This window comes from Rubidibacter lacunae KORDI 51-2 (assembly GCF_000473895.1).
GTDB classification, from domain to species: Bacteria; Cyanobacteriota; Cyanobacteriia; order Cyanobacteriales; family Rubidibacteraceae; genus Rubidibacter; species Rubidibacter lacunae.
The window spans coordinates 1-21,063 of record NZ_ASSJ01000028.1 but is presented as its reverse complement, the minus strand read 5'-3'; the positions used below and the strand labels follow the sequence as shown (position 1 = coordinate 21,063).

Here is a 21,063-nt window from a genome sequence, read left to right as displayed (position 1 = left end):
GGCGATCAATATCCTCAATAGGGCTGTGGGACATCAAGCCCTTAATCTCTCAGGAAATGTCTCAGCAGTAGCTGAGAGTCACTGAGGAAGCCCACGCTGTATGCGTAGCATCAGCGTCGGGAGGATGTCACCAACTAGCCAAGCTGTAGGCTGAATCACAAGAAATACCAATACGCACGATTTGCAGCAAAAAGTCTGACTGAGTTGCGCTAAATGTACGTTCTGCAAGCCGATCGTCGCGGGCTGGGGATTATAAGTAGGATGTAGATCGCTCGCTTGGCTGCAATATTCAGAGAACGAACCGGGTTGAGGAGCATACTCAATCGCACCAATAGGCTGAATTCATTGCCCTGGTATTACGTTATATGTTTTAAGCGTCTTTTACACAACCTTAAGGGGGCTCGCTGGGAAGGGGGGCTAGCGCTAACGCATGCTCGCAACCTCAGCTCGACTTCCGAAATGAAGTTGAACGTCGCTCTGGACTGTTTGAGAACAGAGAGCGACGTTCAAGCACTCTCGAAAGCTGAAACTCATTCCGGTCATGGTAGAGAAATCTATATATGTTTGCCCTAGAAGGGAAGCCCTCCTTTTTGCGTATCCAGGGTAAAAAGTTCTAGAGTGAGGGGGGGGGAGTGTTCTAGCGTATTGTCCGAGCAACTCTGTTGTGAGAGTAACAAGTGCACGAGACAGCAGCTAGTTCGGCGGCCGCGACGCCCCGAGCGCGGTCTGCTCCCCCTTTCTTGCCCTTACAAATTAAGCTTGCCCGAATCCGCACCAGAATTTTCGCTAGCGACTTTTTCGGACCAAAAATAGTACTGACGCTTGCTAAGTAGTTGCCCGTTCCTCCGGGTACCGGTCAATCTTGAACGGTTCACTGCTCAAGCCTAGCGACCGGTGCCGCTAGTGTTACCGCAACACTCCCTCAGCACGCGACCGATCGAACATGATATATATTTCAAGCCCTTGCACACGGTGAAGCCCGTTTGCTATTAATGCATCTGCTCGGGCAATGCGGGGGCTGAACGCAATGGCCGCTCCGTACCCGTTCATTTGAAATTGTTGCCAAAACCCTATCCTGCAAGCGAAAGCTATGACCGGATTGTCTTCTGCCCTTCTGCGCCGATTCACTGTATACGTCGGTCTATTTTGTTTGTGCGCCGTTCTCGCTGCCAGCTGCAATCGCCCGCCAACCGAAACAGATGGCAGCGGCAGTGAGGATCCGGCAACCAGCCAGCGCGTCGTGATTGGAACGACGCTTAAACCGCGCACTCTCGACCCAGCGGACATCTACGAGTTGGCTGGATTGGGAGTACTCTACAACCTCGGTGACAGCCTCTACACTTACGATTTGGGGACAACCGAACTCAAGCCGCAACTTGCCACAAAATTTCCCACCATCAGCCCCGACGGCAAAACGTACGTCATTTCCGTACGCGAAGGAGTTACTTTCCATGACGGAGAACCGTTTAATGCGGCAGCAATGGCCTTTTCACTGCAGCGATTTATCGAAAACGGCGGTAAGCCGGCTTTCCTGCTCGCTGATATCGTCGAATCAGTAGAAGCAACTGGCGAATACGAATTGACCGTGCAGCTTTCGCAACCGTTTGCTGCATTTCCGGCGCTCCTAGCATTTCCAGGCACATGCGCGGTTTCACCGCAAGCTTACACAATCGGGGCGGGCGAGTTCACCCCCAATGTCTTCGTTGGAACTGGACCCTATCGACTGGCCGAGTTCGCTAGCGACTCCCTTCGTCTCGAGCCATTCCCCGATTACTGGGGCGATCGCCCGGCTAATGAGGGCGTGGATATCCAGATCTACGCCAGTAACTCCGCAAACCTATTTAACGCCTTTCGTACCGGCGATGTCGACATTGCCTATCAAACCTTTGACGCCAGTCAGATCGCTACGCTGCTGAGCGGCGCAGATGCCGGGCAATGGCAGGCGATAGCAGCTCCTGGCACGGTGTTGAACTATATGGTGCTGAACCGCAACCAACCGCCACTCGATCGCAAGGAAGTAAGGCAAGCGATCGCGGCGCTTGTGGACCGACCGCTGATCGTCGAACGCGTCTTGCAAGGGTTGGGCGAACCGATTTACAGTCTCGTACCCTCCGCATTCCCTGCTTACGAGCCGGTGTTCGAAGAAGTTTACGGTGACGGGGACGTCGAACGCGCGCGCGCGCTGCTGGAAGCAGAAGGGTTCTCAACCAAGAATCCCGTGCAAATTGAGGTTTGGCACCCATCAGGCTCGACTATTCGCAGCTCGGTTGCGACAACACTCAAGGCCTATGCCGACCGAGAACTCAGCGGACTGTTGCAATTCGAGCCGCGCAGTGTCGAGTCGGCGACAGCCTTTAGCAACATTTCGAAGGGCATCTACCCGACGTTTTTAGTCGATTGGTATCCCGATTTTCTCGACGCCGACAACTACGTGCAGCCATTTCTCTACTGCAATAACGGATCGGACGCAGACGGCTGTATTGAAGGGGCTGCTCAATCGCAAGGCTCGTTTTTCTATAGCGATCGCGTCAATCAGTTGATCGAGCAACAGCGAGGGAGCCAAGATCCAGTTGCGCGCCAAGAACTTTTTGCCGAAATTCAAGCGATCTTGGCTGAAGAGGTACCATATATCCCATTGTGGCAGAGTAAAGATTACGCGTTTGCTCGCAAAGGCATTGACGGCGTGACGATCAATCCCAGCCAGGACTTTCCATTCTGGACGATCGCCAAATAGCTGCGATGTCTCCAGCCTGCTACACCTAAAGGTGGCTCTGAACGGCCGGTTGCAAAGCAAGGGAATGTTTTCGCACGGTCGCTATCAGAATCGAAATATCCCCTAGCCTGGATTATTCTCGAAGATTTTACGAAGCCTCAAACCCTTGCTCTGACTAGGCTCCAATCTACGTGTATAGAAACGTACTGTCATTGAGCGAAAAAGTCTGCAAGCCTTGCAAGGCAATAGGTTTAGGGTCTCCGCATAAGAGTTCATGAATACTCCAGGCTAGGGATTGGGTATACCACCTACTTGCAAAATGCCTGCAAAAGGAGGCGCAAACCGGACTCGAGAGTGCATGCGGCTCGTCTGTCAACTTCTTCTGCCGAATGGTTGCCTAGCTTTTTTTATGAGCTTTGCGTGGTGATTCTTGGGGCAATCCTCAACTCAGGACTCCTCAGATGCTCGATCTAGATCCCGTCATGACTGCAATCTATAGAAAAGGAAGACGGCGTCTAGACAACTTTCAGAATGGAAGTCTCGATGCAGAGTCGTTTTAGGCTTGAAATGATTGAAGCAGTTCCTTAACTGCGATAGCTCGTAAGTCGATGGTTGGAAAACGGATGGCAGGATAGCCTGGGCTAATCAGTAGGATTGCCTTACCTCATCGCCAGGTGCATAAACTAATCCTTTTTGTCGATTGCGTGAAGCTCTAGCTCGCGATGGGAAACAAACTCCAGTGCAGTTACATGCGTGGCTGCCAGTACCACGGGCGGAGCCACACCGGCATCGACAGCTTCCTGCCAACGTGCGGCGCAAAGGCACCAGCGATCGCCCGGCTTCAGTCCGGGAAAGCCAAACCCTGGCTGGGGAGTGCTGAGATCGTTCCCACGCATTTTTGTGAATTCCAGAAACTCTTCAGTTACTTGTGCACATACCACGTGAGCTCCGAAGTCGCCCGCTCCCGTGTCGCAGGTGCCGGTGCGAAAGTACCCAGTCATCGGATCGGTACAGCAAGGAGCTAGGGACTCGCCGAGAACATTTTTAGCTTCGGACACGATCGCCGCCTCCATTAATTTGGGTTTACTTGAATAGATACGCCTGTTTGATAGATGTCGGGATAATGCAGTCCTGGTTTGGCAGAACCCAACATAGTTTCGTTTCAGGGAGCCTGCCCCAATAGACAGGGGGGGCACCCACTGCCAGTCACAGTCAAATCGTACAATTAGCTAATTTTTTTCGTGAGGAGTTCACAAATTCAGAAGTTCGCTCCACAATCGATTCAGATCGCACAAGTTGTGTGACTCGCTCATAGCTTACACCTGTTCGGGCGCATGGCTGAAGAGTTCCCGACTCGAGGCGGCACTCATGGCTCACAGTTCTATGGTTAAATTTGACAGCTACCCGACCGATGATTTTGCAGGGTACAAAATCCTTGCCAGTTCGTGACAAGCTCGAAGCAGCAGCAACCTTAACACTTTTGCAACTCCACCGTTGCTTGCTGGCAAGGGAATCCCGAAGCGAAAGCCAAGGGCAATTCAAAGCTAGCAGCCTGAGGGCGCGTTCGTTTTTTTTCTCCTCAAGTTCAGTCGCGAACTCGCCGATTTTGCAAGCACTTGCCTGCCTGACCGCTTACTGTTGCTGCAGTGCGAGACCAAGATCTAACGTTTGTGCACCTCAATTAATTCGCTCAAGACCAAAGGTCTGCTGGCATCATGAGCATTTCAGCCGCAGGTACGACATAATCCGGCAATTTTTCGGAGTGACCGTTTTCTATCCCACCTAAGATGACCGCACAAAAAGGGGGGTTAAACTCAATGTCGTTTTGGGTGAACTTGCCCTGTTGAGAATTGCCAGCGGTAAAGCTCAACTTTCAGATCGCAAAAAAATCACAATGGTTTGGCTTGATTAAAAATAACGCCAAGCGTTCAATTCTAGATGGGGTATGCAGGGCAGCGCGAGGAAAGGTCCTTACCTCAACCACCACGCCTGACCACAACTTATCGGCGTTCGAAGGATTTCGTAGTTCTGCGGGCATTGCCAGAAATTGCACTGCCAATAGCATCTGAATTGTCCGTTCGAACGCTGCCCGAATCGAGTAACTGAAAACGTTTAACAGCGCCTAGGACATTGGCATCTGCATCGGTTTAACCGACAGCAGGCGTTCCATCTCGCCGCGCAGAACCTTGAGCTCAATTGCCCGACCGATCTTGCTGTTCTCTATCTGCCGCTGCAACTGCTCCGCCGACGCGATTGCCTCACCGTCGACCGCGACAATTGCGTCGCCGCGCCGCAATCCTGCCTGCTCGGAGGGCGTCCCACGCTCCACTGCCAGCACAAGCACACCATTGGTTTCTGGCAGCACAATTGTCGAGTTCGGATCGCTGTTGACCCGGGCAGCGTAAGCTGGTGTCAGGGTCATCAGGCGAATGCCGATGTAGGGATGGTCGATTTGCTCGCCGCGCGCGAGCGTTGGATAGATTTCTTTGGCTTTGTTGACCGGAATGGCAAAGCCGATCCCGTTAGCGTCAGCGCGGATAGCAGTATTGATACCGATGACTTCCCCGCGGCCGTTGAGGAGCGGTCCGCCGGAGTTGCCCGGGTTGATAGCGGCATCCGTTTGGAGAAAATCCAAGCGTTTGTCGGGAATACCGACTTTCGCGCTCGAGCGCTCCAGCGTGCTGATTATCCCCAGGGTGACTGTGTTGTCCAAACCGAGCGGGTTGCCCACCGCGATCGCCCAGTCCCCAACGCGGACGAGGTCGGAGTCGCCGAGTGCGACCACGGGCAAGTCATCGCCATCGTCGATGTCTACAACTGCTAGATCGGTTAACGGGTCGCTACCACAAACCGTTCCCTCATAACGCCGCCCGTCCCTTAAGGTAACGACCACGCGATCCGTATTGCTGACGACGTGTGCGTTAGTCAAGACGATGCCGCTGCGATCGACAATGAACCCGGATCCTTGACCGCGAACAGTCCGCTCTTGCGGCAGGGCTGGAAAAAAGTCCTCACCGAAAAACTGCCGAAAAAAAGGGTCTTCTGCAAACGGGTTGGATTGCTCGATCGTGGCTTCGGTGTCGATGCGCACTACGGCTGGACCGACCGCTTCGACAGCATCGCTCACAAAACTACTGCCCACCGGCAAGGTCGACGAGTTGAGGGCGATCGCGTCCGCACGGGCGTTCCCCTCAATACCGAAAGTCAAAATCGCAACCGCGATCCCTACTACGATGATGTGCTGCAGCCGCGCGATGATGCTCATAGACCAGATCCACCCCAATTCCATCTAACTTAGGAGTCCGTCCGCATTACGACTCGGGCGTTGGGGAATCGTTCGCGAACTCTCAGAGGAGGCGACCTGCGCAGGCGATCGCGCGATCTCCCCCTGCCAAACGTCCGCCGCATGCGGCTCGATCGCTATTGTGGCAGTTTCTTGCCGTTTTGCAGGCAGCGGCGGTGCCGTCCTTGACGCTATGCCCGTCGCGCATGGTAATCTATAATCGTCGATTAACGATGAAGCTTGTGATTTTATCCCACGCAACTGCCGCACACGCTGCCATCGATGGTTATCCCGAGGAAAGAGCTGTCGAGCGCGCAACCGACGTTGCGACCGATAAGGAACTGGCTGAGCTATGTAAAGCGCTGGGACATCCAGCCCGGGTGCAAATTCTACGCTTGTTAATGGGAAGCCCTTGTATCTGTGGCGATGTCGTGCAGGTTGTCGGACTCGCCCAATCCACGGTGTCCGAGCACTTGCGGGTACTCAAGCAAGTCGGGCTCATTCGAGGTGAAGTCGACGGTCCGCGCGTCTGCTACTGTGTCGATCCCGCGGCGATCGAGCGGTTTCGGACGGTAGTGACTGCGTTTGTCAGCAATCCGGGCTTGCATCGCAGTCGCTCGTGTTGTTGAAAGCTAGAGTTCGTTTAAGCTCTGACTCGAAACCAGTGCTCGACCGCCATTATTTGTGGCTCGAGCTGACATCAACCGACATCATAAATATGGCAAAGACAAAATATTGCGAGGACATAGTGGTTCGGTACGATCTTCAAAATGGAAGTCCCAATTGGCTGTCATTGCAAGACGGGTCGTTTTGGAAGCAGCTCCCCAACTTCTTCATCAACCGCAAGAGCTACCCCTGCACCTTACTACAAGCAAAAAATAGTCAATCCTTGTAGCGAAAACAACCAACACTGGGTCTGCATTGGCGGCTGTTGGATGCCTTAATTTAACTTGTTGCCATTGAGGGAGAGCATTTAAATGAACGGTCGTTATGCCGACACATCTACATTTGTTAGTACGATTGCTGCTGTTCTGGGGGCTGCACTTGCCTTAACTGCCTGCGCGCCCGACGAACCCGAGAGAGCAAGTATTCGCATTGACGGATCGAGCACCGTTCATCCTATTACCCAAGCTGTTGTCGATGCATTTCTAGTCGACGATCGAATCTCTACCGCGATCGCTGTCAATGTTTCCGGCACGGGAGGTGGGTTCGAGCAGTTTTGCGCTGGCAACACTGACATCAGCAACGCCTCGCGCCCAATTTCTGTGGAAGAAATGGATGCGTGCCGCGAAGCAGGTATTGCATACATCGAGCTGCCAATTGCTTTTGATGCGCTAACAGTGGTGGCTAACGTGAAAAACGATTGGCTCGACAGCATTACCGTACGAGAGTTGAAGGCGATTTGGGAACCCGCAGCCAAAGGGACGGTTAAACGCTGGAACCAAGTGAGCGTTGAGTATCCCGATCGCCCCCTAAACCTTTACGCACCGGGACGAGATTCTGGAACTTTCGACTACTTCACTGAGGCGATCGTTGGCACTGCGGGGGCAAGCCGAGATGACTACTTAGCGGCCGAAGATGATGAAATCCTCGTACAGGGCGTCAGTCAAGATCCAAATGCACTCGGCTACTTTGGCATGGCTTACTACGAAGCGAATTCGGACGGACTCAAAGCCATTGCGATCGACAACGGTAGCGGACCGATCTTGCCGTCCCCCGAAACGGTTCATGCAGCACAATATCGCCCCTTGGCCCGCCCGCTGTTTATCTACGTCAATGCCGAATCAGCTCAGAACAATCCCTCTCTAAGGGAATTCGTGAAGTTTTACATGGAAAATGCTTCCTTCGTTATCCCTACGGTGGGCTACATTGCCTTAACCGATGAGTCGTACCATATCAACGAAGTCACTTTTCACAACAACGAAGTAGGGACGGTCTTTGGGGGTCGGTCACAGTTCGATTTGACCATTCCCGAATTGCAACGAAGACGTGCAGAGTTTTAGTCCGATCGATTCATGGAGTGAAGGAATCTTGAGTGTAAATACATCAGAAACGAGCTCGCCAGTCTTAAAGGCCGGCAGCCGTCTGAATTTCTTCGAGCGCTATCTCACGGTTTGGGTAGTGCTATGCATATTTGTCGGAATTGGTCTGGGGCGTTTGTTTCCAGCTGTAGCGATCGCGCTAGACCAAATCAGCATTTATCAAGTGTCGATTCCGATCGCGATCTGCTTGTTTTTCATGATGTATCCCATCATGGTTAAGATCGATTTCGGACAAGCAAGGCAAGCAGCGCACGCGCCCAAGCCTGTAATACTAACACTTGTTGTAAATTGGCTGATCAAGCCATTTACGATGGTTGCCTTTGCACAGTTTTTTATCGGATGGTTGTTTCGCCCGCTACTGACGGGCACGGAACTCATTCGCGGTACTGAAGTTGTAATTGCAAATTCGTACATCGCTGGGGCAATCTTGCTTGGAATTGCCCCCTGTACGGCAATGGTCTTGATGTGGGGATATTTGTCTTACAGCAATCAAGGACACACCTTGGTTATGGTTGCAATCAACTCCCTGGCAATGTTGTTTCTCTACGCACCGCTTGGACGCTGGTTGCTGGCAGCCAACAATTTGACCGTGCCGTGGGAGACAATTGTACTGTCGGTGCTGATTTACGTCGGTCTACCGCTGTTGGCAGGGGTCTATAGCCGTCATTGGATCCTCCGTAATAAAGGCCGGGACTGGTTTGAGAACCAATTTCTCAAGCGCCTGGGTCCGGTTGCTGTCGTTGCATTGCTGACTACGTTAGTGCTCTTGTTCGCATTGAAGGGTGAAGTGATTGTCCGCAGCCCCCTCCACATTTTGCTAATTGCAGTCCCTCTGTTTCTGCAAACCAATTTCATCTTCCTCATTACCTACGTTGCCGCTCAGAAGCTCGGCCTGACCTACGAAGATGCTGCCCCAGCGGCGTTGATTGGAGCGAGCAACCATTTCGAGGTTGCCATTGCAACGGCTGTCGTTCTTTTCGGGCTGAACTCAGGTGCAGCGTTAGCAACTGTTGTCGGCGTTTTGATCGAAGTGCCGGTAATGTTAATGCTTGTTGAAGTATGCAAGCGAACGGCAGCATGGTTCCCTCGCGATCCAGATCGCGCCACGTTGCGCGACCCGCGTTGCGCGCATCCTTTACAGTAGCTTCAAAAGTTGCAACGCGATAGTTGTTTTGGGAAAAACAGACGGAAAAGCGGGAGAAATTCAATGCAGCGCGTGATGTTCGTGTGCAAGAAAAATTCGGCGCGATCGCAAATGGCAGAGGGATTTGCCAACGCGCTGTCCGACGGCGAGTTCGGGATCGCGAGCTCGGGATTGGAAGCCAGCCAAGTCCGCCCCGAGGCGATCGCGGCCATGAAAGAGGTGGGTATCGATATCAGCCACCAGCGTTCCAAAGCGCTTGGTGACTTTCAAGCTGAGGACTTCTATGCAGTTATTTCGTTGTGTGGCTGCGGAGTCAACTTACCGCCCGCCTGGGTGACGCGCCCGGTCTTCGCGGACTGGCAGCTAGACGATCCGGCCGAGCAGCCGGAGATTTTCCCGCGCGTTCGCGACGAAATTCGCGATCGCGTCACCGCCTTACTGGCCGAACTCCGCAGTCGAGCAACCCCAACCTGAGCTCGGCTCCAACTCTCGTATTGCCCGCTGCGATCCTTATCGAGCGTTAAGTTGGCAGTGCTCGCCGCGATATCATTTGCTCTTTAACGATTGCACCGCGACAAGGTACGGATGGGGGGCGCTCGGCAGACACTGCTTGCAACCGTGCGAATAGCAACTCTACGCGCTTAAGGTCCTTAATACCCGGCTCGATCTCCACGCCGCTCGACAGGTCGATCCCATCCGGGCACAGTGCGCGCAGGGCGTCCGCAATGTTGTCGGGGTTGAGACCCCCTGCCAACAACCACGAGAGTGGCGACCGAAATTGGGCAAGCGTTTCCCAATCGAGCGTCTGACCCGTACCGCCGAGTTGTTGCGGATGATAGGCATCGAGCAGCAGTGTATCGGCCGCCCCTGCGTAAGTTTGGGCCTGCTCCAGCGTCTGAGGCGATCGCACCCGCAGCGCTTTGATCAGCTCGATGTCTGGCAAGCAGGCGCGCACATGCTGGCAGTCAGCTGGGGATTCGCGTCCGTGGAGCTGCACGGCAGTCAACCCCGCCGCCCTTACCGTTGTAGAGATCTGGTCAGCTGTTGAGTTGGCAAACACACCCACCCGTCGGACGCCAGCCGGCAACTGGGTACCGATCGCGGCTAGCTGCGATACCGTCACGTAGCGGGGAGATGAGGGCACGCAAATGAATCCGAGGTCGCTCGCACCGAGGTCGGCAATCGCTCGCCCCTGTTCGGGTTGGGTTATTCCACAGATTTTGACACGCAAGGTCCACCGCAACAAATGTTGCAAATCTATACGACAATTGTGAATTCTTTAAACGTACTGACGTTTGCAAAGTTCAACGCCGATAGAATCTAGGGCGTTAGCAAAACCATAACAACTTTTGAGGAGACCCCTTCGTGTTAACTGCCCAACTATCGATCCTTGCTGCGGCCGTTTCTCATACAGCTGAGTGGAGTAGTTCGGTTGCCATCGTCATGATCGCTTGCAACCTTTTAGCCTTTGCTATTGGCCGGTTTGCTATCCAGCAAAAAGGCGTCGGACCGGAGTTACCGGGACCTAAGCCCGCCCTCCTCGAGAAGTTCGGCGTGCCCGAGCTGCTTGCTGTTACCAGCTTCGGCCATATTCTTGGCGCTGGCGCGATCCTCGGTTTGGCTAACGCGGGTATTCTCTAGACTCGCGTCTGCGCGCGGTTGGCTCCACGGAAGTGGATGAGGGCTAGCTGACTTTGCACTGTTTCTTCCTCTGCTTCACTTGGCAAGCAGAGGATTCTTTTGTCGGCTCTTTTCATATTTCTTTTTGGAGCTTAAAATCCTGTGTTTGCGATCGCAGATAAGCTGTGTTTTGCATGAAAGTGCAGGACAAGCGGGTCGGCGATCGGTAACAATAAGGAGTATTCCAGAAATGCTAGTTTTTGCCTCAAATCTACCCAGAGTCGGCAGTCCGGGGGCATCGCCCACTACTGACGGTATGGTCGGGCTGCCGAGTCCGGCACGTCAGGGCAATCCCCTTTCTCTTTGGGCGGCATTGTTGAAGCAGAACGAGACCAACACCCGACCGGCGAGTCCTTGCGAGTTGCACCCTTTATGATCACTTTGACCTTGTTGCACCCGCTTCAGTCCGTACCGGTCCAGACGTGGACGTTCGAGCCTCAACCCCTGATTCGCATCGGACGGTCGCGGCGTAATGAGGTAACGCTCTTCAGCGCCGTGGTTTCACGCCATCATGTGGAGTTGCGCCGCAAGGGTTTGGAGTGGGAGCTGGTTAATGTTGGCTCAAATGGAACGTTTACTCAGGGCAAGCGCGTTAGCCGAGCACCAGTTATCAACGGTATGATCGTACGTTTAGCCAGCTCAGGTCCGCAAATTCAGATTTGGACGAAGCCTCAGGAGAATCCCGGACGCAAGCGAACGCTGGTGGGTTCGGGACGGCGAACAACTCACGTTGGCGGAGCCGAAGATCGGCCTGCAAGAACCCTTCGCGAACGGCGACGTTCAATTTCTCGAGAAGAACTTCAGCGCGCCAAGGAAACGCAAGTTGAAGACCCGAGCTGAGGTAAATCTTGGGTACCTGATGTGTTGCGGGAAGAGCCTTTGCTCTAAACGTATACGCTAGCGGCAACGAACTCACTATCGTCTCAAGTCCATTTCGGCCTCTAGGACCACTGTACGCAAAGTATCAAAGTTCCCAAGTTGCTCTGGGTCTGTTGTTTTAAGGTGTAACAAGAATTCAATATTGCCTGCCGGACCGGTGAGAGGTGAATGAGTCAGCCCGCTCCCGTGCCAACCGCAAGCGCGAGCTGCTTCAAGCACCTGCCAAATTGCCTGGGCGCGATCGCCTAGATCGCGAACAACGCCTTTTTTGCCAATACGGTCTTTGCCTACCTCAAACTGCGGCTTAACCAATGCCAGTAATTCACGAGGCGGCACCAGCAGTGCCCATATTGGCGACAAGACCTTGGTCAGCGAGATGAAGGACAAATCTGCGACGCCCAGATCCGGACGCGGGTCGCCGTTGCAATAAAGTGACTTGGGCTGGAGATTGCGCAAGTTCGTGCGTTCCTTAAGAACGACGCGAGGATCCTGTCGCAAGCTCCAGGCAACTTGCCCGTAACCGACATCAATGCCGTAAACTCGCCTGGCCCCTGCCTGAAGCAAGCAATCGGTAAAGCCACCTGTAGAGATGCCGCCGTCAAGACAGACACGATCGTCGGGCGAGATCGCGAAAGTATTGAGGGCCTTCGCCAGCTTCTCTCCACCGCGCGAGACATAAGGCGGTTTCTGGTGGAGTTCGATTGCTGCTGCTACCGCCACTTCCGTGCCGGGCTTATCGACTAGAGCGCGATCTACCCGTACCTCGCCTGCCCGGATCGCCCGCTGTGCCTGCTGACGAGAGGCACATAACCCCCGCTCCACAAGTAACACGTCCAAGCGTTGTTTCAAATATGATTTTGGCACAAACTGTTCATTCCCAGGTTTAAGAAGACAGTTTCGACGAGCTTTCATCCTGCCTTAACGACGCTGCCCTTTTTTCGAGGAAGTCAAGGTACTAGGGATCGTATCGATAAGCTGCGTTTGTAGCACCGGCGATCGCTTCAAAACAGGCAAGCTCTTCTGCAGTGAGTTCGTCTTGCCAGCGCAAATCAACCTTTACAGCGAAACCGGTATCTTCGTAAAATTTCCACTTCCTCTGCAAGAACTCTTGTCCTCTGGAAGTTTGCGTTCCCAAGCCAGGTTTCCAGACATCGCGCCTGCCTGCCTTGAGAATCAGACTGTGCGCGCCGATATTGCCACCGATTGGGTGGTGATCGGCCTGCCAATATACCAGCATCGCAGGGTTGAAATCCAACCCAAGATGGGTACATAAGTCGGCTAGAGTCTCGGGAGTTGCCGTTGATAGGTCCTCGTAGCTCAGCTGGTGGTAGCGCTCCGGAGGTAACTCGGCCAAAAACTTTTCGAGTCCTGCCACCTGCTGTTGCCAGCGGTGGCTAGCCCGTTCGATTCCTAGCTCGGGACGTTTGCGGAGCGCTGAGTTGACAATCGCGCGGCCGTCGCGGGCGAGATAGACAACATACCAGTCAAGGCGACCGCTGCGAAACTCCGGAGCGCTTAGTTGGTTGCGAACCCAGCTCAAGCTCTTGCTCGAATCGATCAGCGCCGCCTTCCCCGAGGTATCAAGCAAATACGTGTAGGCACCGAAGCGCTGGCGGAGTAGGTTTTGTAGGTTTTGCAACCCACGTGCTAAGTACCCGCCCTCCCCCAGTTCGGCCAGTGCCAATGACAGCCGGTCCAGCGAGAACGTATCGGGCGCGATCGCCGCGTCCCAAAGCGGGCAGGTTCCTTTTTCACAAACCACGCAAATCTTTAACCCGCGGGCGCGGCTGCGACCGATCGCTGCCTGTGCAATTGCGCCCGGCGTGCCCAAATGATAGTAATTTTGTAGCTGGTTGAGCTCGCCAACTCCCCAGCAGTCTGGATGCGATCCCAAAAGCAAGCTCAACAGCGTAGAACCCGAATGCGCAGTTCCAATGACGAACACGACACGGCGCTTCATTCCCCTCCTCCTACCCCGCTCAACTGCGCGAGTGTCTGAAACTGCTCATTACGCTGGCACAGCTCGGTATAGGTGCCGCAATCAACAATACGCCCGCCAGCAAGGAAATACAGTCGATCGCAACGCTTAACAGTGCTCAGGCGATGGGCGATGACGACAATCGTGCGCTCGCCCCTCAGCTGCTCGACTGCTTCCATCACGCTGGCTTCGGTTTGATTGTCCAAAGCTGCCGTTGCTTCGTCCAACACTAACACTTGCGGGTCGCGATAAAGAGCGCGTGCGATGCCGATACGCTGTCGCTGCCCACCCGACAGTCGCACGCCGCGATCGCCAACGACGGTGTCGAGCCCGTCCGGTAAATCGCTGACGAATTTGTCTAGCTGAGCAGACTTCACAGCAAGGTGCACTTTTTCTTCGTCGATATTCTCGGGTAGTTCCCCGAACGCGATATTGGCGCGCAATGTATCATCGCTGAGGTAAATTGCTTGGGGAACGTAGCCAATCTGTTCGCGCCAAGACCGCACGCGATCGCGAATATCGTTTCCGTCTACCAATACTTGACCTTGGGTAGGCTCAAATAACCCAAGTAAGAGATCGACTATGGTCGTTTTGCCCGCACCCGACGCGCCGACAAAGCCTACCGACTGCCCGCAAGGAATCGTCAGGGAAATGTCCGCGATCGCATCTGTGTTGACTCCAGGATAGCGAAATCCCACCTCGTGCAATTCGATACCTACCTGTATGGGTGGTAATACCTCCGGGTTGGAAGCCTGAAGGGTGGTAGGCAACGTTTGCAGCTCATAATGAATGACATCAACTGCGTGAGCACTGAAGCGCAATTGATTGAGCGCGTTGACAATTCGATTGAACGACGGCATAAACCGAAACGCTGCAGCAGCGAAAACCGAGAGGGTCGGCAACATGTTAGCCGAGTTACTCCCCTGCAAGATCATCACCATAATGACTGCTAACAACCCCGTCACTGCAGCAGTCTCGACGGAAAGGCGCGGGAACTGGCTGATGGTTTTCTGCCAGCGCAGTATCTCGCAGATAGCTCGCTGGTGTGTAGAGAAGCGCTCAATAAAAAAAGACTCGCAGCTCAGGACCTTGATATCTTTGAGCGCGCCAAAGCCTTGATTGGCATGCTGATATAGCTGCCCGGCATGGTACTGCCGCTTCTTACCCAGACTGCTGAAACGCCCGCGCACAATGGCGTATATCCCTCCAGTTACGGTTGCCAGAACTACCACAGCTGCGAACGTCGCCACCGGCTGCACGATAACCAGTAAACAGGCAATGACAGCTGCCACAGATATCTCGGTTGCAAGTATTAGTATCTGTTTCATGGCTCCTGCTGTCAGAGTAGCTTCTGCTGTGAGATTGCGCAGCAGTTGTGCCGGATTACGCTGGATATGGAGCCAGTAGGGACTATGAATGTATTTCTGAAATAGCAAGCAGGTATAGTTCGCGCACTTGCGGTATACAAAGCGATTCTGTAACAGGTACACCCAGGCTAAGTAGATGTTCTTGAATATGTAGATGCCGATCAGAACAGAACCCATCCCGACCAAGAAATACTTGGGGTCCGGGGAACCGAGCTGTCGATAGAGTCCGCCGATTATGGGTCGATCGCCGATACCGCTCGGATGATCCAGCGCGGCGATAAATGGGTAGATGGTCCCGACGCCGAGAGTTTCAAATCCAACCCCAATCAGAACGAGTCCTAGTAGCCCTAGTAACTTCACCCGTTCGCGTCGATCGAACAGAGAAAGTATTTTCGATAATGTTTCGACCATGCACGTCCCCAACTCATATTCAACCGCATCCAAACGATTCCCAGTTTGGCACTCCCGTCAAGGTATCGGTCGGGTGCGAATATTGTCAACCTTACCTATCGACTCCTAGCTTGGATTATTGACGAAGAATTTGACGAAGCCTCAAACTCTTGCTCTGACTACGCTCCATTTACGTGTATAGAAACGCACTGCATACAGCGAAAAAGTCTGCAAGCCTTTCACGGCAAAAGATTTAGGGTCTCCGCATAAGAGTTCATGAATAATCCAGGCTAGGGCAAACGCACAAAGATTTCTGTGCCATAACCGAATATGTGATTCTGCGATCTAGAGTTAGAGTGCTTGAACTTATGCCAAGTTGAAAAAAAGGGGAGTGGAATATGGTAAAGGTAGGAGCACCGATCGGAAAACGTTTTAACCCGGTACTCCGAGCCTTCTGCGAACGTCAGAGGCTGGGTGGAAAACCAACGAAGGTGGCGCCATCAGCCAGCATGCACAAGCTGATAAAAAATTCTTAATGCGATGGTCAGCAAGGGAGAACGGTGGCAGGCACCGAGTGAAACCTGAAACCTGGGTGGGGACAAGGATTACCTGCTTGCGGGTACAACTCGGGAAGCAAGGGGCTGTCAAAGTTGAAGGTTTCCGATGCTAGCAATTTTTCCTGATGCGTCCGAAACACCTCTTGACGATCGAGATAATCGGTCTTATGTGCCGACCTCAAACCACGACGGGATTCTCCTGTTTGCTCGCCTACTCTAAATAGCCCTACAAGACAGCCCTAAAGAATGACGCGATATTCACTCAGCCACGCGGTTCGCACCACAAAAATGCAGGTCAGAGAGGCGATCGCGCGATCCCTTCTCTGACCTAACGTTACCAGGTTTATTGACAGGTTGATGGCATCCTTAGCGAGTGGGGATGGGCGTTGCTGCCGAGCGCGTCAGGCGCGTTACAGGATCGCCAACGAGTACGGAGATTGCACTCGCATACTGTGGATCGCGACCGGTGGTAGCTCGCGCATCGGGGTCGGCAATCAGGCGGCGGCGATCTTCTTGGCTGAGCTCGGTAACGATATCGGGCTCGATACCCTGGCGGCTGATATTAAGACCGCTCGGCGGGAAGTAGCGCGAGACAGTCACCGCCAGTCCGGACCCATCGGACAAAGATGACACCGACTGCACCGTTCCCTTCCCGTAAGTGCGCGTACCGACGATGGTTGCCCGCGCGCTCTCCTTCAGCGCGCCGGCCAAAATTTCGCTCGCGCTGGCCGAGCGACCGTCCACTAGCACGACCAGCGGTAGATCGGTCATGGCAGTGTTGTTTGCAGAGAAGTGGCGATCTCCGCCTAGGCGGTCCACCGTGTAAACGATTTCGCCGGACTCCATCCACATACGGGCGATTTCAATGCTTGCAAACAAAAGCCCGCCGGGATTGCCACGCAGGTCGAGGATGTAGCCTTGAGCGTCTTGGCGGCTCAAATCCTCAATAGCATCGCGCATCTGCTCGGCAGCATGGGAGCTGAACTCATCCAGTTTGATGTAGCCCACGCGCAAGTTGTTTTCCAGTCTCAAGCTGTAGCTAACCGTCGGCAGCTCGATTTGCGCTCGCGTTAACACCAGTTCGAATGCTTCGCTCTGTCGCTCGAGCGTCAGGCGCACCTGCGTACCCAACTCGCCGCGAATCAAGGCTGAGGCTTCGTCGAGCTCCATCAGCGCCGTCGGCTCGCCATTGATCGCGACGATTTCGTCGCCCGACTCCACTCCAGCCGCCTCCGCTGGCGAATCGGGAATCGGCTCGACGATCGTCAACTTTTGAGTGCTTTCGTTCATCTCCAAACGAATGCCCACGCCCGAGAGTTCGCCAGAAGTCTGGCTGGTCAGATCCTCGAATTCCTCTGGGTCGAGAAAACGCGTATAAGGGTCGCCGAGTTTCTTCAAGGCGTCGCGGATCGCTTCGTAAGCGGCCATACGATCGCTATACTGGCGCTCGAGTAACTCAAGACGCGTGGCTTTCCAATCGTCCTGGTTAAAATCTGTATCGACGTACTGCTGGTTGACGAGCTGCCACACTTCATCGACGACGGTTTTCGGACTTTCGTCAAGGGCGGCACGTGCTGGGGTAAAGCCCCCAGCCAATAGCGAGCCCGAAGCAAGCGTAGCGATCGCCCCGCGCAGGAACAGACTCGGAACGGACGAGTGCTGGGGTGGTTGATTCATAGCAGGGCTTAGTAGTGGGTGCGAACAAACGATAGCAATTGAGCTATTTGAAGAGCTGCCAGGAGCTTTAGAGAACAGAGGGAAGGAAGGTTTAGAACCAAGGGATTCGACTGAGGTCACATGGGTAGCGGTTCGAAGATGGCTCGGAGCAACTCGTTGCGCTTGCGTGCGATTTAAATCAAACCCCCGGGTTGTACTCTGCAATCGGCAACCGAACGTTACCTGAGCGTGCCATGAGAAGCAGTCTCAGAAAAGTCCGTTAGAAGCGCTCGCGCTCGCGAACGAAGACCTCGCCCCAGTCGCGAGCGTTGAGTTCGATCTGCGCGCGGGTTGCCTCTCCTAAAAGTCGGACGCGATCGCCCACGTTTGGCAAGCTTGCCGTTTCCACAAACACCCAAATCGTGCCGGAATCGTCCTGCAATTGGTACGCGCCACCGTCGAGAAATGGCGCGCGCGCGCTTACGGTGCCATCGAGCCACATCGCCCTGCTGGTAGCCATCAGTTCTGGAATCTTGGCAATCTCTTGGGCGAGAGGGATGCTATCAGCCGCTGGTGCCACTGCCGAACAAGCAATTTGGGTGCTGCCAAGCAAGGCAAGGGTGAATAAATCAGGACGGAAACGGAGAGTTGCAGAACGCATGGGAGAGTGCCTCGACAATCTGGCGCGCGGGGTGGTGGCGTGGGCAAGATGCGCCGCGATTTGCTTCTCAAAGATGCCCGATTACCGTTATTTGTTGCAGCAGTCCCTTTGTTTTTAACATTTGCGCCCGCAACTCGCAGGCAATTGCTGCTAACGACTAGATGCAGGACGCGGTGAGGGCGAATGATAGCGCTTCCTCCAAACTACAGCGAGAGCACATGCCGGACACGACAACTTTACTATATCAACGATCGCTGGTGTTCAAATCAGCTAGAGTGCTTGCAACAGATGCACTGCCTTCACATCGTTCGCGTTTTGGATTCGGAATAGTCGATTTGGGAGTCGGCAAAGCAGGCAGCGAGACCTCTTTTAAAAGATTATCGATCTGCGAAAGTTCAGTTCGAGCCTCGCACATTGAGAAAATCGAGCTGAGATTCCAAGAATGCGTTTGCCCTACCCATGGTAGAGGTGTGTCTTGACAGGACAAGGCCTCTAAAGCTTAATTGACCTGTGCGAGCAGTCTGAAATTAGAACCCAAGCGATTGCCGCAGAGTCCACATCAATATTTCAGCGAGGAACTCAACCGTGACCGATCCGCGCGTACTTTGTTTGGGCGAGTTGCTGAACGATCGTCTAGCCGATCGGCCGGGAGCGACGCCGAGTGCGGTGGCATCGTGGACGGACTATTCGGGCGGTGCGCCTGCTAACGTAGCCTGTGCTATCAGCAAACTTGATACACCCGCTGGATTCATCGGTTGCGTGGGGTCCGATGCTCTTGGCGATCGCCTGCTCGGGGTCTTAGCGGAGGCCGGTGTAAATATACGCGGAGTCCAGCGTCATCTGGATGCCCCGACACGCCAGGTGTACGTATTGCGCTCCGAGAGCGGAGATCGAACATTCGGTGGGTTTGGGGATATCCCTCCCGATGCATTTGCAGACGCATTTTTGCAGGCAGATAAGCTTCCCGTAGCGCTGTTTGAAAGCGCAGAATTTTTAGTGCTGGGTACCCTGGAACTTGCTTATCCCATGGCGCGACAGGCGGTGCTACGCTCGCTGGAACTGGCTGTGGCTTGCGGTCTAAAGATCGTCCTCGATGTCAACGCTCGACCGACGTTCTGGCCCGACCCCGAAGCAGCTAAGCCCCTCGTGCAAACTCTTTACCCGTACGTCGATTACTTGAAGCTTGCCCGCGAAGAAGCTCTCTGGTTGTTCGATACGGCTGAGGCTGCTGCGATCGCCTACCAGCTAGACTCGGTGGAAGGCGTACTGGTCACCGATGGTGCAGGTGCCGTGAGTTACTATCTCAACACCTCAGAAGGTAAGTATCCGGCCTACACAGTTGCAGTGCAGGATACGACTGGTGCAGGCGATGCGTTCGTTGCTGGATTTGTTAAACAACTTTGCGATCGCGGTATCGCCTGCTTGGAGAAACCCGAGGTTGCGCGTGCGGTCGTCGCCTATGCTTGTGCAGCCGGCGCGCTGACAGCAATGCGACCGGGCGCGATCGCTGCCCAACCTACTGCTGATGAAGTGCGAGCCTTCCTAGTCGAGCACGAGCAAGTCAGCGATTAGCACAACCGGTCTGGTTGCGCAAGCCTGCTTGATGTTAAGACTGCGGTGCTGAAATCTACGTCAGGACCGGGTGCTGGAATTTGAAACCCTTGAAGACCAGTGGCTTTGATGGAGCGGTTCGGCGGCACGAGTAGTTCGAGGCTGACGATTGCCCGCCACCAAGCAGATGCCCTGCGATTGCGTCGGGAGCCTGCACAGACAATTTCCGAGCTCGGGGTTGATTCAAGCCCAGCTGTTCGAGGGCGAATTTAATATTAGCTTCGGTCTACATAAGCCTTGGCTGCTCGATCCATAACCGTCAGTCGTGTAAGTTTGCTTGCTGTGGGTGGTTGCAATCTCTGAGGCGGATCTGGCATCGATACAAACTTGAGGCTACTAGAAAAAACCGGAAAATATAATACGGATAGAGGGCGCCAGGTTCGCAATATGAGTCAACATGATGGGAAAGCCACGCATCGATATAGCCGAGAACGCTGGAGAACTTCGCTCCTTCCTCTCTCTACCTCCAGTGCAAGAGTCAAGGAAAAGCTGCAGGCTCTCTACTGGCTCAAATCTGGGCATGCTTCCCAAGCAAACCCGGTTGACAGCCTCCTCGTCAGCACCCGAGTTACCGTCTCTTGCTGGCTCAGGTAGGGTCTGCTGAAAAAGTCCACAACGAATTTAGGAGGCAGAGAGCTTATGGAATCAGGCGTTTACCATCTAGCCCCAGCTTTTTGCCTCGGATTCTCGTCCCAATTGCAAGGGTTTTGAGGTTCTTGTGCCTATATCCTTGCACTTTTCTGGCATAGAAAACGCTGAGATCCTTTCATTGCGAACATTCCACCCTTTTTCAGCAAGCCCCAGGTACTACCGCGAAAGCGGCTTAAGCGCCCTCACCGAGCCGCGCACCGGCCCGCCGCTGTCGATCTCTGGCGATGCCCTCGCCCAAGTGCTGCAAGAGCTCCAGAACGAGCGCGGCTTCTCCAGTTATTTGGAAGTCCAGTTCTGGCTCGCAGCCCTATGGGACGAAGCTACCCCACTCAACCGTCTAGGACACCCTTCGCTACCGCCTCGGTGCGAAGCTGAAGGGGCATCGTCCTGTTGACTTCAAGCGAGAGGCCAGTGCTGTTGCGGATTGTGACATCCTCCCGACGCTGATGCT

The 21,063-nt window shown here is 54.1% G+C and carries 17 protein-coding genes; 9 read left to right on the top strand and 8 right to left on the bottom strand.

The genetic code is table 11. The features are described 5' to 3' along the window. Window positions 1–1,090: 1,090 nt before the first annotated feature. Window positions 1,091–2,734, top strand: a complete 1,644-nt coding sequence (locus tag KR51_RS04725; protein ID WP_022605394.1) for an ABC transporter substrate-binding protein — start codon at window positions 1,091–1,093, stop codon at window positions 2,732–2,734. Between the two features lie 662 nt (window positions 2,735–3,396). Here the strand turns inward: KR51_RS04725 and KR51_RS04720 are convergent. Next, a complete protein-coding gene (locus KR51_RS04720; protein WP_022605393.1) occupies window positions 3,397–3,771 on the bottom strand; it encodes a DUF2237 family protein in 375 nt (124 codons plus the stop codon). Window positions 3,772–4,835: 1,064 nt separating this feature from the next. After that, the gene (locus tag KR51_RS04710; protein ID WP_022605391.1) at window positions 4,836–5,978 is read right to left on the bottom strand and encodes an HhoA/HhoB/HtrA family serine endopeptidase; all 1,143 of its coding nucleotides are present in this window, start codon (window positions 5,976–5,978) and stop codon (window positions 4,836–4,838) included. 260 nt (window positions 5,979–6,238) lie between these two features. Between KR51_RS04710 and KR51_RS17295 the strand changes: the two genes are divergently transcribed. From KR51_RS17295 to arsC, 4 genes are all read left to right on the top strand, one after another. Continuing rightward, window positions 6,239–6,625, top strand: a complete 387-nt coding sequence (locus KR51_RS17295) for an ArsR/SmtB family transcription factor (RefSeq protein WP_232214527.1) — start codon at window positions 6,239–6,241, stop codon at window positions 6,623–6,625. Window positions 6,626–6,973: 348 nt separating this feature from the next. Beyond that, complete coding sequence (locus KR51_RS04695) at window positions 6,974–7,999, top strand: PstS family phosphate ABC transporter substrate-binding protein (protein ID WP_022605388.1); 1,026 nt, start codon at window positions 6,974–6,976, stop codon at window positions 7,997–7,999. A gap of 28 nt (window positions 8,000–8,027) precedes the next feature. Further along, on the top strand, window positions 8,028–9,182 hold the full coding sequence (arsB, locus tag KR51_RS04690) for an ACR3 family arsenite efflux transporter (protein ID WP_022605387.1): 1,155 nt from the start codon (window positions 8,028–8,030) through the stop codon (window positions 9,180–9,182). 63 nt (window positions 9,183–9,245) lie between these two features. Further along, a complete protein-coding gene (gene arsC, locus KR51_RS04685) occupies window positions 9,246–9,656 on the top strand; it encodes an arsenate reductase, glutathione/glutaredoxin type (RefSeq protein WP_022605385.1) in 411 nt (136 codons plus the stop codon). A 46-nt stretch (window positions 9,657–9,702) separates the two neighbouring features. Here arsC and KR51_RS04680 read toward each other — a convergent pair whose 3' ends face one another. Then, window positions 9,703–10,413: a phosphoribosylanthranilate isomerase gene (locus KR51_RS04680; protein WP_084202399.1), complete on the bottom strand. Its 711-nt coding sequence runs from the start codon at window positions 10,411–10,413 to the stop codon at window positions 9,703–9,705. A 134-nt stretch (window positions 10,414–10,547) separates the two neighbouring features. Here KR51_RS04680 and psaK point away from each other — a divergent pair, with 134 nt between their 5' ends. Both psaK and KR51_RS04670 read left to right on the top strand, forming a co-directional pair. Next, window positions 10,548–10,823, top strand: coding sequence for a photosystem I reaction center subunit PsaK (psaK, locus tag KR51_RS04675; protein ID WP_022605381.1), 276 nt, complete (start codon window positions 10,548–10,550; stop codon window positions 10,821–10,823). 411 nt (window positions 10,824–11,234) lie between these two features. Further along, complete coding sequence (locus KR51_RS04670) at window positions 11,235–11,702, top strand: FHA domain-containing protein (protein WP_022605377.1); 468 nt, start codon at window positions 11,235–11,237, stop codon at window positions 11,700–11,702. Window positions 11,703–11,777: 75 nt separating this feature from the next. Here KR51_RS04670 and KR51_RS04665 read toward each other — a convergent pair whose 3' ends face one another. The 5 genes from KR51_RS04665 to KR51_RS17290 form a co-directional block, all read right to left on the bottom strand. Beyond that, window positions 11,778–12,590, bottom strand: a complete 813-nt coding sequence (locus tag KR51_RS04665) for a TlyA family RNA methyltransferase (protein ID WP_040655177.1) — start codon at window positions 12,588–12,590, stop codon at window positions 11,778–11,780. Between the two features lie 106 nt (window positions 12,591–12,696). Next, window positions 12,697–13,701, bottom strand: coding sequence for a sulfotransferase (locus KR51_RS04660; RefSeq protein WP_022605373.1), 1,005 nt, complete (start codon window positions 13,699–13,701; stop codon window positions 12,697–12,699). Continuing rightward, on the bottom strand, window positions 13,698–15,446 hold the full coding sequence (locus KR51_RS04655) for an ABC transporter ATP-binding protein (protein WP_051358076.1): 1,749 nt from the start codon (window positions 15,444–15,446) through the stop codon (window positions 13,698–13,700). Before KR51_RS04655 ends, KR51_RS04660 begins: the two co-directional genes overlap by 4 nt. A gap of 953 nt (window positions 15,447–16,399) precedes the next feature. Continuing rightward, window positions 16,400–17,710, bottom strand: a complete 1,311-nt coding sequence (ctpB, locus tag KR51_RS04650) for a carboxyl-terminal processing protease CtpB (protein WP_022605369.1) — start codon at window positions 17,708–17,710, stop codon at window positions 16,400–16,402. Window positions 17,711–17,969: 259 nt separating this feature from the next. Next, a complete protein-coding gene (locus KR51_RS17290) occupies window positions 17,970–18,350 on the bottom strand; it encodes a single stranded DNA-binding domain-containing protein (protein WP_022605366.1) in 381 nt (126 codons plus the stop codon). 585 nt (window positions 18,351–18,935) lie between these two features. Between KR51_RS17290 and KR51_RS04640 the strand changes: the two genes are divergently transcribed. Continuing rightward, a complete protein-coding gene (locus KR51_RS04640) occupies window positions 18,936–19,922 on the top strand; it encodes a carbohydrate kinase family protein (protein ID WP_022605364.1) in 987 nt (328 codons plus the stop codon). Between the two features lie 808 nt (window positions 19,923–20,730). After that, complete coding sequence (locus tag KR51_RS19250) at window positions 20,731–21,006, top strand: hypothetical protein (RefSeq protein ID WP_156914977.1); 276 nt, start codon at window positions 20,731–20,733, stop codon at window positions 21,004–21,006. Window positions 21,007–21,063: the final 57 nt, after the last annotated feature.